Source organism: Pseudarthrobacter sp. HLT1-7, assembly GCF_059383435.1.
The window spans coordinates 68,097-81,631 of the sequence record NZ_JBWZCH010000010.1 but is presented as its reverse complement, the minus strand read 5'-3'; the positions used below and the strand labels follow the sequence as shown (position 1 = coordinate 81,631).

The window sequence follows — 13,535 nt, the reverse complement described above, 5'->3', positions numbered from 1 at the left end:
CCCGCCGGGGCTACCGCTTCAGGGCGCCTTTGGGCCAGGGCAGGGTGGCCAGGACGATCGCCGCCAGGGTCAGGATGGTGCCGAGGACCGTAGGCAGGGCCACCACGGTCCCCGGTGCCGGGAAGGCGACGTCCAGGCCGAGTGAGCCCAGCAGCTGGCCGGAAATCATTCCGAGCCCCGTCACCAGCACACCCAGGCTGCGCACCAGCAGGGCGCCCACCCCGATGAAAACGCAGCCCATTGGCCCGCCGAGGTAGTACCACCACTCCCCCGGGAGTGGATTTCCGGTGCCGGCCACTGCGAGCTTGATCAGCCAGGCGGTCCAGAGCAGGACGGTGCCGGACACGAAGTTCACCAGCGTGGCCGTGATGGGGGTGCCGTAGTGAACCGTCGCGGTCCCGTTCATGGCCTGCTGGAAGCTCATCAGGAACCCGGCCAGCACGGGCAGCAACACCGGAACGAGTAACTGCAGCGCCCCGGATTCGGCCCCGGAAAGGCGCGGCGAGACGGCCCAGGCGACGGCGGCGACGGTCAGGACGCTGCCGAGCACCCGGATGCCGGTGATGGCCTTTTTGCCGGCGGGGCCGATCCCCATCCGGTCCACCAGCAGTCCGCTGAGTGTCTGACCGGTCACAGCCGCCACGGTGAACAGGGCTACGCCCAGCAGGCCCACGGTGAAGGACTGGGTGAAAACGAAGAAGGCCCCGATGCAGCCGGCCAGGACGTAATACGGCGGGAAGTCGCGGTTCCGGACGGCGGGCAGAATCCGCGCGAGCCCGGCCCGGCCCTTGGGCAGCGCCAGCGAAATGGCGATCATGAGCACCAGTCCGGTGCTGAAACTGACCACTGCGGCGGCGATTCCGTCCGCGAGCGCCGCGCCCAGCGCGCCGTTGATCCTGCCCTGGACCGGCATCAGCAGCCCTGCGGCCACGGCCAGTGGCAGGCCGGCGATGAGGGGCATCCGGGGTGAGTGGGTCATGGCTGTCACTTTACGTCAGGCATTATTGCTTTATGAGCAACCCGGAAATTGAAGAGATCCCCATCCGCGACGACATGATCCGGCTGGGGCAGCTGCTGAAACTGGCCAGCCTGGTGGAGGACGGAGTGGAGGCGGCGGAGCTGGTCAAGGGCGGCCTGGTCAAGGTCAACGGCGAGATCGACGACCGCCGCGGCCGCCAACTCCACCACGGCGACACCGTCACGGTCAACGGCAGGACCGTGAGGATCAGCACCCCGGCCGGCACCTAGTGCGCATGTTCGTTAGTTCGTCGGGGGTCTGGGCGCGTAAGCCGGGCTCAGGAACATGCCCCGCGCAGGGGCCAGCGGATGGACATAGTGGCATTATGCCCAGTCCCGGGTCCGAAGAATGGGCATGCCCCGCTGGACTGGACACCGGCCCAAAGGGACATGCCCCGCGCAGGGGCCAGCCGATGGACATAGTGGCATTATGCCCAGTCCCGGGTCCGAAGAAATGGGCATGCCCCGCTGGACTGGACACCGGGCGCGAAAAGGTCCAGACTCCGTCTGACCCCCGAGACGAACTAACGAAAATGACCAATAGTGCGTGGCTGACAACTGGTTCGTGACGGCTTTGCATGCTCGAATCACGTCGCGTAATTCCGTCCTGAGCGATGCCCTACCGCGTATCGACATCGCTTATCGACAAGGTCTGCTGTGGAAGCTTGCACGTTGTTGCACTTTCACGCACCACCCTTGACCCTGCCGACCAGCCCTAACTACTGTCGAAGTGCTTCGTTGCCTGACAATCGCCGGGTTCTGGCCTGAGCGTCGAGGTCGCGTCAGGGCACACGGCACCGAGGCCGGTGTGCCGCGAAGCGTGCCGGGCAGTGCAGCCCGGTCCCGAGAAGGAGCACCGATGAGAACCTGTTCCCGAACATCCATCCTGCTGACGCTGTCCCTCGCCCTCACAGGACTCAGCCTGTCAGCCGTTCCAGCCACTGCAGTGACTCCACCCCCGCCGGCACAGGTTGCCGCACCCGACGGGGCGACGCCGATCCCCGCGGTGCAGGGACCCCTAGCGTCCACGGCCGAGTCCTATCCGTTCGGCGCCGCCAACCACCAGGAAGTCCCCCAGGATCTCTCGAAGCTCGGCTACGTCGAGGAGGAGTACCTGGTCAGCGGCACCTCGAACGTCTACACCTGGCCTACCGCTGGACCCGCCCAGATCCGCACCGCCGACGCCCCGTACACCACCCGCGTCCTGGTCCGTAAACCGGCCAAGGGCCAGAAGTTCAGCGGCAACGTAGTAGTTGAGATGCTCAACCCCAGCAACCTGTTCGACCTCAACATCGGCTGGGCAGTCGCCCAGGAGCAGATCGTCGCCAACGGCGACGCCTGGGTGGGCATCACCGCCAAGCCGATCGCCGTCGAGGCGCTCAAGAACTTCGATCCGGAGCGGTACGCATCCCTGTCGTTCGCGAATCCGCTGCCGCTCACTGACCCCCGCAACTGTGCAACGGTGGCCGCCGACTCGTCCCGGACAACGGAGAACGGCCTGATCTGGGACATCTACTCCCAGGTGGGCGCGTGGCTCAAGAGCAACGATTCCACCAACCCGCTGCGCTACGGATCACCGACTACCAGGGTGGAGCACGCCTACGGCTTCGGCTACTCCCAGACCGGCGGCTTTCTGGTCAACTACATCAACGGCGTGCACCCGCTGGTCATCGAATCCGACGGCAAGCCCGTCTACGACGCGTACATCGTCGCTGTGGCCGGCGGTGCATTCGCCGGCGCGTACCCCATGAACCAGTGCGAGCCCGCCCCGCCCGCCAACGATGTGCGCCGCCAGTTCAAGGACGTCGGCGTGCCCATCATGCGGATCATGTCGCAGTCCGACTACCTGCGGGGCATCGGATCCCGCCGCGCCGACAGTGATGTTCCCGGGGACCAGTACCGCCACTACGAAATGGCGGGCGCCGGCCACGCCACACCGGACGAGCTCACCTTCTCGGCGTCGTCCGCGGACATCATTGCCGCGGGGCGGTCCGTCCCGCCTGCGTCCTGCAATGAGGGACCGCGCAGCAGGTTCCCCAGCTCCATCTTCTTCAATGCCGCGCTGCGGAACCTCGACCGCTGGGTCCGGGAAGGCATTGCGCCACCGCGCGCGGAGCCGATCCTCGTCCGCGATGGCGCGGCGGTGCTGGACAAGTTCGGCAATGTACAGGGTGGCCTGCGCTCACCCTTCCTCGACGCTCCGACGAGCACCTGGTACGGCACCGCCACCGGTGCATCCTTCTGCTTCATCGCCGGATACGAGCGACCGCTCCCGCAGGACGTGATCGACGGCCTGTACCGGAACCACGGCGCCTACGTGAAGGCAGTGAAGGACAGTGCCCGCACGCTCGAGCGCCAAACCTTCCTGACCGACTACGACGCCCGCAGGCTCATCAGGGAGGCCGCACAAAGCGACATCCCCTAACGACATGCCGTGTTGACGCGCTCCCGGGCGCGCACTGGGAGGACTCCGCCGTGACGTCGGGGTCCTCCCTAGCCCTGTTTGTTCAGCACCTCGTGGGTCAGGAACTCGGACACATGGCCCATTTCCTGCTGGTTGATGCCGTGCCACATGCCGGCATAGAGCACCTTGGTGAGCTTGACGTGCCTGCGCACCCAGGCCATGGTGAATTCGATCTTGTCCGGCGTGATCACCGGGTCCTGCTGGTCCCGGCCCCAGAACATCGGCACGGTGCCTTCGAGTTCGGCGTCGCGGAAGCCCGGGTCCCCGCCGGCGTCGACGGCAAATCCCGAGAGTCCGACGACGGCGGCATAGTCAGCGGGGCGCTGACGGAGCAGCGTGGTGGCCACCGCCATCCCCATGGAGAACCCCAGCAGCGCCACCGAGGGGTGGTCCGCCCTGACGGAGTCGATCCAGTCCTGCACGTACGTGGCGGCGTCCTGGACGGCGTCGAGCGTGTAGTCGATGGAGGCGGTCAGCGGGAACCAGGTGAACCCGGGGCCGGAGACCAGGGGTGCGCGCAGCGAGGCCACCGCGAACCCGGCGGGAAGCACGTCCGCCAGTCCGAGCAGATCCTGCTCGTTGGCGCCGTAGCCATGCAGCAGGACCAGCAGCGGCTTTCCGGCACGGTCCTCCTCTGCGGTGGACCACAGGACAACAGGCGCGGGAAAGGCAGGAGCGTGAGTCATGGCTCCATTCTTGCAGTTCCACCTTCCCATTACCCGCCGGTAACAACTTATGGTGGCGTAGCTTTACTGGAACAGTGCAGGATATGAAGGTGAGCGAAACCGAAGCCATAGAGAATCCGCCAGCTACTGCCGTGACCCACCCGTGGACCCGCTACGTGGCCCTGGGGGACTCCTTCACCGAGGGCATCGGCGATCCCGAGCCAGCGAGCCCCGGCGGCCACCGGGGCTGGGCCGACCGCGTGGCCGAGGAACTGAGCCGCGGCCACGAGGGCTTCGCGTACGCCAACCTCGCCGTCCGGGGCCGGCTCCTGCAGCAGATCGCGGACCAGCAACTGGCGCACTGCCTTTCGCTCCGCCCGGACCTCGTGACCCTGTCCGCCGGCGGCAACGACCTGATCCGGCCCGGCGGCGATCCCGATCTGCTGGCGGAGAAGCTGGACTCGTTGGTGCAGATCCTGGGCCTGGGCGGCGCCACCGTGGTGCTCTTCAACGGACCCGACACCGGCTCGTCCGTGCTGGGCCGGGTCCGCAGCAAGGTGGCCATCTACAACGAGAACCTCCGCACCATCGCTGCCCGCCACGACGCCGTCATCGCGGATATGTGGTCCTTGCGGCAACTCAACGATCCCCAGATGTGGGACGCGGACCGCCTGCACTTTTCGCCGCTGGGACACCACACCATCGCGGCCATGGTGCTGGATTCCCTCAACGTCCGGCACACGCTCGAGCCGCTCTCCCCCAAGCCGCTGCCGCAGCGGAGCTGGCGGGAGGCGCGGACCGGGGACCTGGTGTGGGCCCGCGAATATTTCATGCCGTGGGTGGTGCGGCGGCTGCGGCACCGTTCCTCCGGCGACGGTATGACGGCAAAGCGACCGCTGCCCGGCCCGGTGTTCGGGCCCGGTGTTCCGCTGGGCTCCGGCGAAGGCCCGCCCGGTGCCGAGGAACCCGTGCGCACGTAGCGCCCCGGCACGGCGGACAGGGTGTGGGCGTTAAGCTGGAAGGACACTTTCTGAAAGGCGCCGTACCGTGAACAATCTGTTCTTCTGGATCATCATCCTGTCATTCCTGATCCCGATGGCAATGCGCTACTACAAGAAGTCGGTGCGCGGCCGGAATCGGGACCAGGGTATGCCGGGCGGCTTCCCTGGCCAGTTCGGGCAGTTCCCCGGCGATACTCCCGGGAGCGATGCCGGGAACTACCCCGGACAGCAGAACAAGCAGCCCCGTGACGGCTTCACCCAGCGGGACTACTACGGCGGCTTCGGCCAGCTGGGCGCTCCGCAGCAGCCCACGCCGCCGGCGGGCCACCAGGCGCCGGCGGGATACCAGCCGCCGGTCCCCCATGAGGACAGCCCGGGTTACCCGGGCAACCAGCCCAAGCCGTTCCAGCAGCAGGATGCGCAGCAGTTCGGACAGCAGCCCGCTGCGGGCCAGCAGCCGTCGGGACCTGCGGTGCCCCCGCCGCCGTCGGCACCGCAGGGCTTCCGGGCGCGGAAGCTGGCGGAACTGGACCAGCGGTACAGCAACGGAGAACTCGCCATGGAGGACTACATGGCCCAGCGCGCGGAGATCATGAAGGGCTGACCCCCTTGCCAACAACGCGGGGCAGTCACATACGGCCCATAATTGGGTGTCGGATGGGCCGTATGTGACTGCGTTGCCTTTTAGGGAGGCGGCGGGAGGCCAGGCGGGTTGGTCAGTCGACTTGCGGGAAGCCGAGGTCGATTACCGAGGTGGACGGGTCCGGCCAGCGGGTGGTGACCACCTTGCCGCGGGTGTAGAAGCGGATGCTTTCGGGGCCGTACATGTGAGTGTCGCCGAAGAGCGAGTTCTTCCAGCCGCCGAAGGAGAAGGTGCCCACCGGCACCGGGATCGGCACGTTGACGCCCACCATGCCGGCCTCGACGTCGAACTCGAACTGGCGCGCGGCGCCGCCGTCGCGGGTGAAGATCGCTACCCCGTTGCCGAATTCGTTGTCGTTGACGAGCCGGACGGCGTCCTGGTACGTCTCGACCCGGACCACGGACAGGACGGGGCCGAAGATCTCGTCGTCGTAGACCTTCATGCCCGGCTTGACGTGGTCGATCAGGCTGACGCCGATGAAGAAGCCGTTGGAGTCGAACTCCTGTTCCCGGCCGTCCACCACGACGGTGGCGCCTTCAGTGGCGGCACCGGCGACGTAGGAGGCGACCTTGTCGCGGTGCTCGGCGGTGATGAGCGGGCCCATCTGCGAGGCGGGGTCGGTGCCGGGGCCGATCTTGAGGGTGGCCATCCGGGTGGTGATCGCCTCGACGAGCTCGTCGGCGATGTTGCCGACGGCCACCAGGACGCTGACGGCCATGCAGCGCTCCCCCGCGGAGCCGTAGGCGGCGGAGACGGCGGCGTCGGCGGCCATGGACAGGTCCGCGTCCGGCAGGACCACCATGTGGTTCTTGGCGCCGCCGAGGGCCTGTACGCGCTTGCCATGATCGGCGGCGCGTTTGTAGATGGACTGGGCGATCGGCGTCGAGCCCACGAAGCTGATGGCCTTGACGGCCGGATGCTCAAGGAGCACGTCGACGGCTTCCTTGTCGCCGTGGACCACGTTGAGGACCCCTGCGGGCAGGCCGGCCTCGGCGAAGACCTGCGCGATGAAGACGGCGGAGGACGGGTCCTTTTCGCTGGGCTTGAGCAGCACCGTGTTGCCGCAGGCCAGGGCGCTGCCGATCATCCACAGCGGCACCATGGCGGGGAAGTTGAACGGCGTGATGCAGGCGACGACGCCGACCGGCTGGCGGACGGAGTGGACGTCGACGCCGCCGGCGACCTGTTCGGAGCGTTCGCCCTTGAGCGCGTGGGACAGCCCGGTGGCGAATTCGATGTTTTCCAGGCCGCGGGTGATCTCGCCCTCGGCATCGGAGAGGACCTTGCCGTGTTCGCTGGTCAGCAGGGCCGCCAGTTCGGGCCGGCGCTGCATCAGCAGTTCCCGAACCTTGAAGAAGATGGCGGTGCGCTTGGCCAGGCTGGTGGCGCGCCAGCCCGGCAGGGCGGCGCGGGCGGCCTCAATGGCCTCCTCGACCCGGGCTGCGGAGGCCAGGGCGACCTCTTTCTCCTGCTCGCCGGTGGCCGGATTGAAGACCGGGCCGTAGCGATCGGCGTCGGAAATCAGGGCGCCGTTGATGAAGTGCGGAATGCGTTCCATGGGGTGGGTCTCTTTCGTGGAGAGGGCGGTGGCTACTTGGCAGTTTCTATTTGGCGGAGTCGAGGCTGCCGTCGACCAGCTTGACGATCGCGGAGCAGTCCATGCCGGACTGGCCGGCGTCGACGAGCTGTTGGAAGAGCTGCTGGACGTGCTCCCCGATCACCAGCGGGGTGCCGGTGTCATGGGCGGCGCTGATGGCGAGTCCGATGTCCTTGTTGGCCAGCTCTGTGGTGAAGGTCGGGGCGAAGTCATTGTTGGAAGCGGCCGTGGGAACCACGCCGGCCACCGGATACCAGGTGCGCAGCGCCCAGCTGTCGCCGGAGGAGACGGAGGCGATGTCCCAGAAAACCTGCTTGTCCAGGCCGAGCCGGTCCGCCAGCACGGCGCCCTCGGCCGTCGCGGCCAGGTTGATGAAGAGCATGAGGTTGTTGCAGATCTTTGCGGCCTGGCCGGTGGTGGCACCGCCGGTGGCGATGATGTTGGCGGCCATCGGCTTGATGTACTCGGTGGCCTCGGCCACGGCGCCTGCTTCGCCGCCAATCATAAAGGTCAGGGTGGCAGCCTTGGCGCCGCTCATCCCGCCGGAGACGGGCGCGTCGACGAAGCGGAAGCCTGCGGCAGCGGCGGCGTCGTGCAGGGCCTGGGCGGAGGCGATGTCGATCGTGGAGGAATCCACCAGCAGCGTGCGGGTGTCCGCGTGGGCCAGGACGCCGTCCCCGCCGAGGTACACGGCGCGGGCGTGCTCGCCCTTGGGCAGCATGGTGAACACGACGTCTGCGCCGTCGACCGCTTCGGCGATACTGGCGGCCGGCTTCACGCCGCCGGCCACAGCGGCAGCAACGGCCTCGGCGTTGAGGTCGAAGCCGCGGACGTTGTGGCCGGCCTTGGCGAGGTTCACCGACATGGACCCGCCCATGTTCCCCAGTCCAATCCAAGCGATTACTGCCATGGCGTAAGCTCCTTTGCTTTTTGTCGTGCGTACTTCGTGGGTCTTTGTCCGCGTCCGCACAATCCGGCCGTTTCGCCGGACGTTCCGCCGAACGTTCCGTGTCCAGCATCACACCCTGTTACAGTGCAATCAAGACGAAAAACTACAGATGGTATGTGCATCGATGCACATACTCCGGAAGGCGGACGGTTGTGGACTTAAGGCGGCTTCCGAGCCCGGATGACCTGCTCATCCTGCTGACCGTTGCCCGGCTTGGCCGGTTCAACGCGGTGGCGGAGACTCTCGGCACCACGCACACCACCATTTCCCGGCGGATCCTGGCCCTGGACAAGCAGCTGGGCGGCCGTACCCTCGAGCGAAGCCCGCACGGCTGGGAGCTGACGGAGCTCGGCAGCCAGGCGGTGACTGCGGCCGAGGCAATTGAAGGTACCCTCGGTGCGCTGTCAAACCGCATTGCCCACAGCGGGGATGCGCTCTCCGGCCTGGTCCGGATCAGCACCCCGGACGGTTTCGGCGCCGAGTTCCTCACCCCGGCGCTGGTCCGGCTGCAGCAGGAGCACCCGCTTCTGAACGTCGAGATGTTGAGCGCCACCCGCAAGGTCAGCCGGAACCGCTCGGGCGTGGACCTCGAAGTGGTGGTTGGCAACATGGACGTCAGCAACGCGCAGACCATCTTCCTGTCCAACTACTTCCTCCGGCTCTACGCCAGTCCGCAGTACGCGCAGGAACGCGGACTGCCGGTGACGCTCGACGACGTCCGGCAGCACGGCTTTGTCTCCTACGTGGAATCGGCGCTGCAGGTCGCGGAACTCGGCCACCGCTCCACCCAGCTCCCCATGCCGCGGTCCAGCTTCCAGGCCACCAGCATTTTCGCCCAGCTCGAGGCCGTGCGGCGCGGCGCCGGGATCGGGCTGCTGCCCAACTTCCTGGTGGTCGGGAACCCCGGTTTCCTGCCCGTACTGCCGGACGATTTCCAGCGCCAGCTGCCGATCTGGGCGGTGGCACGCTCGGAGTCGCTGCGCTCGGCCCCGGTACTGGCTGTGCTGGCCACGATCCGAACCGAGATCGCCGAGCGCCAGGACGTCCTGCTGGGCTGAGCCCGGCGGCCAACAACAACGGCCCCTGCCCCCGCAGCGCGGGGACAAGGGCCGTTGTTCTGCCTGTTACTTCTTGCCGGCGGCAAGGAGGTCGGCGGTGCCGCGGGCGTCGGCGGCGTCGACGTCGTGAAGCGAGATGCCGCGGGTTTCCTTGAGGAAGAACACTGCCACCATCGTGACCATGCAGGCGCCGAGCAGGTAGATGGCCACCGGAGTGGAGGACTTGAACTGGCTCAGCAGCGCGGTCGCGATGATCGGAGCCAGCGAACCGGCCACGATTGACGTGACCTGGTAGCCGAGCGAGACGCCGGAGTAGCGCATCCGGGTCGGGAACATCTCGGCCATGATGGCCGGCTGGCCGGCGTACATGAGGGCGTGGAACAAGAGGCCGATGGTGATGGCGGCGAGGATGATCAGGTCGTTCTTGGTGTCCATCATCGGGAAGGCGAAGAAGCCCCAGGTCCCGCCGAGGATGGCGCCGGCCATGTAGACGGGCTTGCGTCCGTAAGCGTCGGAGAGCTTGCCCACCAGCGGCACTGCACAGAAGTGGACGAAGTGCGCCACCAGCAGGAGCAGCAGGATGCGCGAGGTGTCCGTCTGGACCACGATCTTCAGGTAGGTAATGGAGAAGGTGACCACAAGGTAGTAGAGGATGTTCTCCGCGAAGCGCAGGCCCATGGCCGTGAAGACGCCGCGCGGGTAGCGGCGGAAGACCTCGGCGACGCCGTATCCCTTGTTCTCCACAACAACTTCTTTGCGTGCCTCGAGGAAGATCGGGGCGTCCTGGACCTTGGTGCGGATGTAGTAGCCGACTACCACGATCACGGCGGAGAGCCAGAACGCCACGCGCCAGCCCCAGCTGAGGAAGTCAGCCGGGGACAGCGTGGAGGAGAGGGTGAAAAGCACACCGGTGGCGAGCAGGTTGCCCATCGGAACCGCCGACTGCGGCCAGCTGGACCAGAATCCGCGGGATTTGCTGGGGCTGTGCTCGGCAACGAGGAGGACGGCGCCGCCCCATTCGCCGCCGACGGCGAAGCCCTGGACAAACCGCAGGAAGACCAGCAGTGCCGGAGCCCAGTAGCCGATCTGCTGGAAGGTGGGCAGGCAGCCCATCGCGAAGGTGGCGACACCGACGAGGATGATGCTCAGCTGGAGCAGCTGCTTGCGGCCGAACTTGTCACCGAAGTGCCCGAAGACGATGCCGCCGATGGGGCGGGCAACGAAACCAACCGCATAGGTCACGAAGGCTGCAATGATGCCATCGAGCTCAGTGCCGGAGTTCGGGAAGAACAGCTTGCCGAAGACCAGGGTGGCGGCGGAGGCGTAGAGGAAGAACTCATACCATTCCACGACCGTGCCGGCCATGGAGGCCGTCACAACCTTCTTCAGGCCGGACGTCTTGACGTCGGGCTCTTCCGGTCGCCTCGCGGCGGCATTTTGCGTAGTCATGTCGACTCCTTCGGTGTCTCCGTCGACACCCTATGGACCACTGGACAGAGAATACCTGTGACGTGTGACACGGGCATCATTCTCAACGAGTATGGACGCTCATGCCCGCGGCCTCAACGGCCATTAGTGCAGGGCCCATCTGCAAAAATGCACACAGGTGCCTCATTCTCCGGTACTTCCGTCCACGGATTCGCGCAGGAGATCGGCATGGCCGTTGTGCCGCGCGTACTCCTCGATCATGTGGCAGACGATCCAGCGCAGGCTGGGCGCCCCGCCGTCGGGCCAGGTGCGCAGGGCCAGCGAGTCCAGCCCGCCGCCGGCCAGGGTCTCTGCCACGAGGGAGCGTGAGCGTACGACGGCGCCCTGCCAGAGTGCGCGGAGGGCTTCGCCTGAGTCCAGGGCGGCTGAGTCAAACTCCCAGGCGGGGTGCGCTGTCCAGTCCACTGTGTTCCACGGGGGCTGCCGGTCCTGCCCGAACAGGGAGTAGGCGAACCAGCTGTCCTCGACGTAGGCCATGTGCTTCAGCAGGCCGCCCAGGGTCATGGTCGAGGCGGCGGTCTTCGCGTCAAGGCCGGCGGCATCCAGGCCGGCGCACTTCCACTCGAGGGTGGCTCGCTGGTAGTCAAGGAATCCCAGCAGCGTAGCGGCCTCGCCTGCCGCGACGGGAGGTTCCGTACGGCCCTGTTCATCGATCGTTGTCATGCGCCGTGAGCCTACCGGCGTATCTGCAGCAGAGGAAGTTCCGGGCCGGACCTGGACCATTTTGTGCCGGTAACGGGGGGACATGCCCAATCTTCGCACCCGGGACTGGGCATAATGACGCTATGTCCGCCCGCTGGCCCCTGCGCGGGGCATGTCCCTGAGCCCGGCCACCGCGCCCGGACCGCAGCCGGTCCGGCAGTACAAGAGCCGAAGAGCGGCTAGTGGACATTTTCGTTAGTTCGTCGGGGGTCTTGGCCCGGGGGTAACGGGGGCTGGGAGGGCACAGCGCTGGGACATGCCCCGCGCCGGGGTGCGCGGGTGGACATAGTGTCATTGTGCTCGGTCCCGGGTGCGAAGAATGGGCATGTCCTCCCGCGGCGACGCCAGATTCCACGCCGCCGGACCAGCCCAACGCCTGACCGGACCAGCCCAACGCGACAGGCCGCGACGTTCCTGCCCAGTTACTTCGGCGCCCGGCGCCACAAGCCCGCGGGAATCCGGGCCTTCCCCGGGCCGACAGGAGCAGTGGCGGCAGGTAACCGGGAAGGAGCGGCGCCAACGGCCACCTACGTCCGGCCAGGTCAACGAAAATGCCCGCCGGACGGGAGCTGCCCGCTGGGCTGGTCATGCCCCGCGCCCGGGCCGGCAGGTGGGCATAGAGTCATTGTGCCCAGTCCCGGGGGCAAAGAATGGGCATGTCCCCCGGCGCTAAAACGTCCTGGCGCTGCCTGAACCCCCGACGTACAAACGAAAATGCACACTAGCCGAAGAAGTTCTGCCGGAGCTGGCCGCTGAGCTGGCCGATCTCGGTGAGGAAGCCGTCATGGCCGATCGGCGCCTCGATGGTGTGCACCGCAACCTCGCCCGGCAATGCGTCGGCGAGGGCCCGGGACTGGGACGGGAAGTACAGCCGGTCCGAGTCGACAGCCGCGATCAGGAAGTCCGCCGTGGCCGGAGCCAGCGCCTCCTCGAGTGCCCCGCGGCCGCGGCTGACGTCGTGGCTCATCAGCGCCTCGGTGATGGCGATGTAGCTGTTTGCGTCGAAGCGGCGGACCAGTTTGTTGCCCTGGTGGTCGAGGTAACTCTCCACCTGGTAGCGTCCGCGGCCAGCCAGGGAACCGGCTTCCAGCGGGGTCTCGGACGCCTGGGCGTTCCGGCCGAAGCGGCCGTCCAGTTCCGCGGCGGAGCGGTAGGTGATGTGCGCGATCCGGCGCGCCAAGGCCAGGCCAGCTTCCGGTTCCGGACCGCCGTAGTAGTCCCCGCCCCTGAAGTTGGGGTCCTGTCGGATGGCGAGAGTCTGGGCCTGGGCGAAGGCAATCTGCTCGGCGGTACTGCTGGCGCCGATGGAAATCACGGCGCAGCGCCGGACCCGCTCCGGGTAGCTGACGGCCCACTCAAGGGCGCGTGCGCCGCCGAGGGAGCCGCCCAGGACGGCGTGCCAGCAGCGGATGCCGAGGGCGTCGGCCAGCCTGGCCTCGGCCGCGGTGGTGTCCCGCAGCGTGACCAGCGGGAAGCGTGAGCCCCAGGGTTTGCCGTCCGGCGCAGGCGAGGACGGTCCGGTGGAGCCGTAGCAGCCGCCGAGGATGTTGACGGAGACAGCAAAGTACGTGTCCGTGTCCACCGGGGCGCCGGGGCCGGCGAGCTGCTCCCACCAGCCCGGTTCCTCGCCGGCGCCGCGGGTGACGTGGGTGTCCCCGGTCAGTGCATGTTCGATCAGCACCGCGTTGGAGCCGTCCGGGGTGAGGGTCCCCCACGTCTCGTAGGCGAGGGTGACGTCCGGCAGCGTCGAGCCGGATTCGAGCTCGAGGTCCCCGATCCGGAGGTATTGCACGGTCCCGTCCGGGACTCCTTCGGAACGGGCTGTTTCCGGACGCGCGGGTTCCGGGCTTCTGGTTTCCGGCCTTTCCGTTTCCGGCGAGGCAGCTGGGTTATGGGGGGTCTTGTTCCCGGGTACACCCTTGCGGGTGACGGCAATGCTCATGTGAGGACC

General features: G+C 67.3%; 12 protein-coding genes. 5 read left to right on the top strand and 7 right to left on the bottom strand.

Annotated features, from left to right (window positions below; all coding sequences use genetic code 11):
• Positions 1-10 precede the first annotated feature (10 nt).
• A complete protein-coding gene (locus AC50X6_RS11445) occupies positions 11-979 on the bottom strand; it encodes a DMT family transporter (protein WP_494966331.1) in 969 nt (322 codons plus the stop codon).
• 32 nt (positions 980-1,011) lie between these two features.
• Here AC50X6_RS11445 and AC50X6_RS11440 point away from each other — a divergent pair, with 32 nt between their 5' ends.
• On the top strand, positions 1,012-1,248 hold the full coding sequence (locus AC50X6_RS11440; RefSeq protein WP_494966330.1) for an RNA-binding S4 domain-containing protein: 237 nt from the start codon (positions 1,012-1,014) through the stop codon (positions 1,246-1,248).
• A gap of 628 nt (positions 1,249-1,876) precedes the next feature.
• Positions 1,877-3,442 carry an alpha/beta hydrolase domain-containing protein gene (locus tag AC50X6_RS11435; protein WP_494966329.1) on the top strand — a complete coding sequence of 522 codons (1,566 nt, stop codon included), beginning with the start codon at positions 1,877-1,879 and terminating at the stop codon, positions 3,440-3,442.
• A gap of 68 nt (positions 3,443-3,510) precedes the next feature.
• Here AC50X6_RS11435 and AC50X6_RS11430 read toward each other — a convergent pair whose 3' ends face one another.
• Positions 3,511-4,167, bottom strand: coding sequence for an alpha/beta hydrolase (locus AC50X6_RS11430; RefSeq protein ID WP_494966328.1), 657 nt, complete (start codon positions 4,165-4,167; stop codon positions 3,511-3,513).
• Between the two features lie 83 nt (positions 4,168-4,250).
• On the opposite strand from AC50X6_RS11430, the gene AC50X6_RS11425 reads away from it, so the two are divergent.
• Complete coding sequence (locus AC50X6_RS11425) at positions 4,251-5,126, top strand: SGNH/GDSL hydrolase family protein (RefSeq protein WP_494966327.1); 876 nt, start codon at positions 4,251-4,253, stop codon at positions 5,124-5,126.
• A gap of 67 nt (positions 5,127-5,193) precedes the next feature.
• The gene (locus AC50X6_RS11420) at positions 5,194-5,751 is read left to right on the top strand and encodes a hypothetical protein (protein WP_494966326.1); all 558 of its coding nucleotides are present in this window, start codon (positions 5,194-5,196) and stop codon (positions 5,749-5,751) included.
• Positions 5,752-5,863: 112 nt separating this feature from the next.
• On the opposite strand, the gene AC50X6_RS11415 is transcribed toward AC50X6_RS11420, so the two are convergent.
• Both AC50X6_RS11415 and mmsB read right to left on the bottom strand, forming a co-directional pair.
• Positions 5,864-7,348 (bottom strand): CoA-acylating methylmalonate-semialdehyde dehydrogenase, encoded by a 1,485-nt coding sequence (locus tag AC50X6_RS11415; RefSeq protein WP_494966325.1) that lies wholly within the window; start codon positions 7,346-7,348, stop codon positions 5,864-5,866.
• 46 nt (positions 7,349-7,394) lie between these two features.
• Positions 7,395-8,297: a 3-hydroxyisobutyrate dehydrogenase gene (mmsB, locus tag AC50X6_RS11410; RefSeq protein ID WP_494966324.1), complete on the bottom strand. Its 903-nt coding sequence runs from the start codon at positions 8,295-8,297 to the stop codon at positions 7,395-7,397.
• Positions 8,298-8,488: 191 nt separating this feature from the next.
• Here mmsB and AC50X6_RS11405 point away from each other — a divergent pair, with 191 nt between their 5' ends.
• Positions 8,489-9,394: a LysR family transcriptional regulator gene (locus AC50X6_RS11405; RefSeq protein WP_494966323.1), complete on the top strand. Its 906-nt coding sequence runs from the start codon at positions 8,489-8,491 to the stop codon at positions 9,392-9,394.
• 66 nt (positions 9,395-9,460) lie between these two features.
• Here the strand turns inward: AC50X6_RS11405 and AC50X6_RS11400 are convergent, their stop codons facing one another.
• The 3 genes from AC50X6_RS11400 to metX all read right to left on the bottom strand — a co-directional run bounded on the left by AC50X6_RS11400 (position 9,461) and on the right by metX (position 13,526).
• Positions 9,461-10,843 carry an MFS transporter gene (locus AC50X6_RS11400; protein WP_326966825.1) on the bottom strand — a complete coding sequence of 461 codons (1,383 nt, stop codon included), beginning with the start codon at positions 10,841-10,843 and terminating at the stop codon, positions 9,461-9,463.
• 162 nt (positions 10,844-11,005) lie between these two features.
• A complete protein-coding gene (locus tag AC50X6_RS11395) occupies positions 11,006-11,545 on the bottom strand; it encodes a DinB family protein (protein WP_494966322.1) in 540 nt (179 codons plus the stop codon).
• A 760-nt stretch (positions 11,546-12,305) separates the two neighbouring features.
• The gene (gene metX / locus AC50X6_RS11390; protein WP_494966321.1) at positions 12,306-13,526 is read right to left on the bottom strand and encodes a homoserine O-acetyltransferase MetX; all 1,221 of its coding nucleotides are present in this window, start codon (positions 13,524-13,526) and stop codon (positions 12,306-12,308) included.
• Between the last annotated feature and the right edge of the window lie 9 nt (positions 13,527-13,535).

Coding starts and splice junctions, on each gene's coding strand:
- AC50X6_RS11445 (WP_494966331.1), bottom strand. CDS start 979: ATGACCCACTCACCCCGGATGCCCCTCATCGCCGGCCTGCCACTGGCC.
- metX (WP_494966321.1), bottom strand. CDS start 13,526: ATGAGCATTGCCGTCACCCGCAAGGGTGTACCCGGGAACAAGACCCCC.
- AC50X6_RS11430 (WP_494966328.1), bottom strand. CDS start 4,167: ATGACTCACGCTCCTGCCTTTCCCGCGCCTGTTGTCCTGTGGTCCACC.
- AC50X6_RS11425 (WP_494966327.1), top strand. CDS start 4,251: ATGAAGGTGAGCGAAACCGAAGCCATAGAGAATCCGCCAGCTACTGCC.
- mmsB (WP_494966324.1), bottom strand. CDS start 8,297: ATGGCAGTAATCGCTTGGATTGGACTGGGGAACATGGGCGGGTCCATG.
- AC50X6_RS11440 (WP_494966330.1), top strand. CDS start 1,012: ATGAGCAACCCGGAAATTGAAGAGATCCCCATCCGCGACGACATGATC.
- AC50X6_RS11395 (WP_494966322.1), bottom strand. CDS start 11,545: ATGACAACGATCGATGAACAGGGCCGTACGGAACCTCCCGTCGCGGCA.
- AC50X6_RS11400 (WP_326966825.1), bottom strand. CDS start 10,843: ATGACTACGCAAAATGCCGCCGCGAGGCGACCGGAAGAGCCCGACGTC.
- AC50X6_RS11435 (WP_494966329.1), top strand. CDS start 1,877: ATGAGAACCTGTTCCCGAACATCCATCCTGCTGACGCTGTCCCTCGCC.
- AC50X6_RS11415 (WP_494966325.1), bottom strand. CDS start 7,348: ATGGAACGCATTCCGCACTTCATCAACGGCGCCCTGATTTCCGACGCC.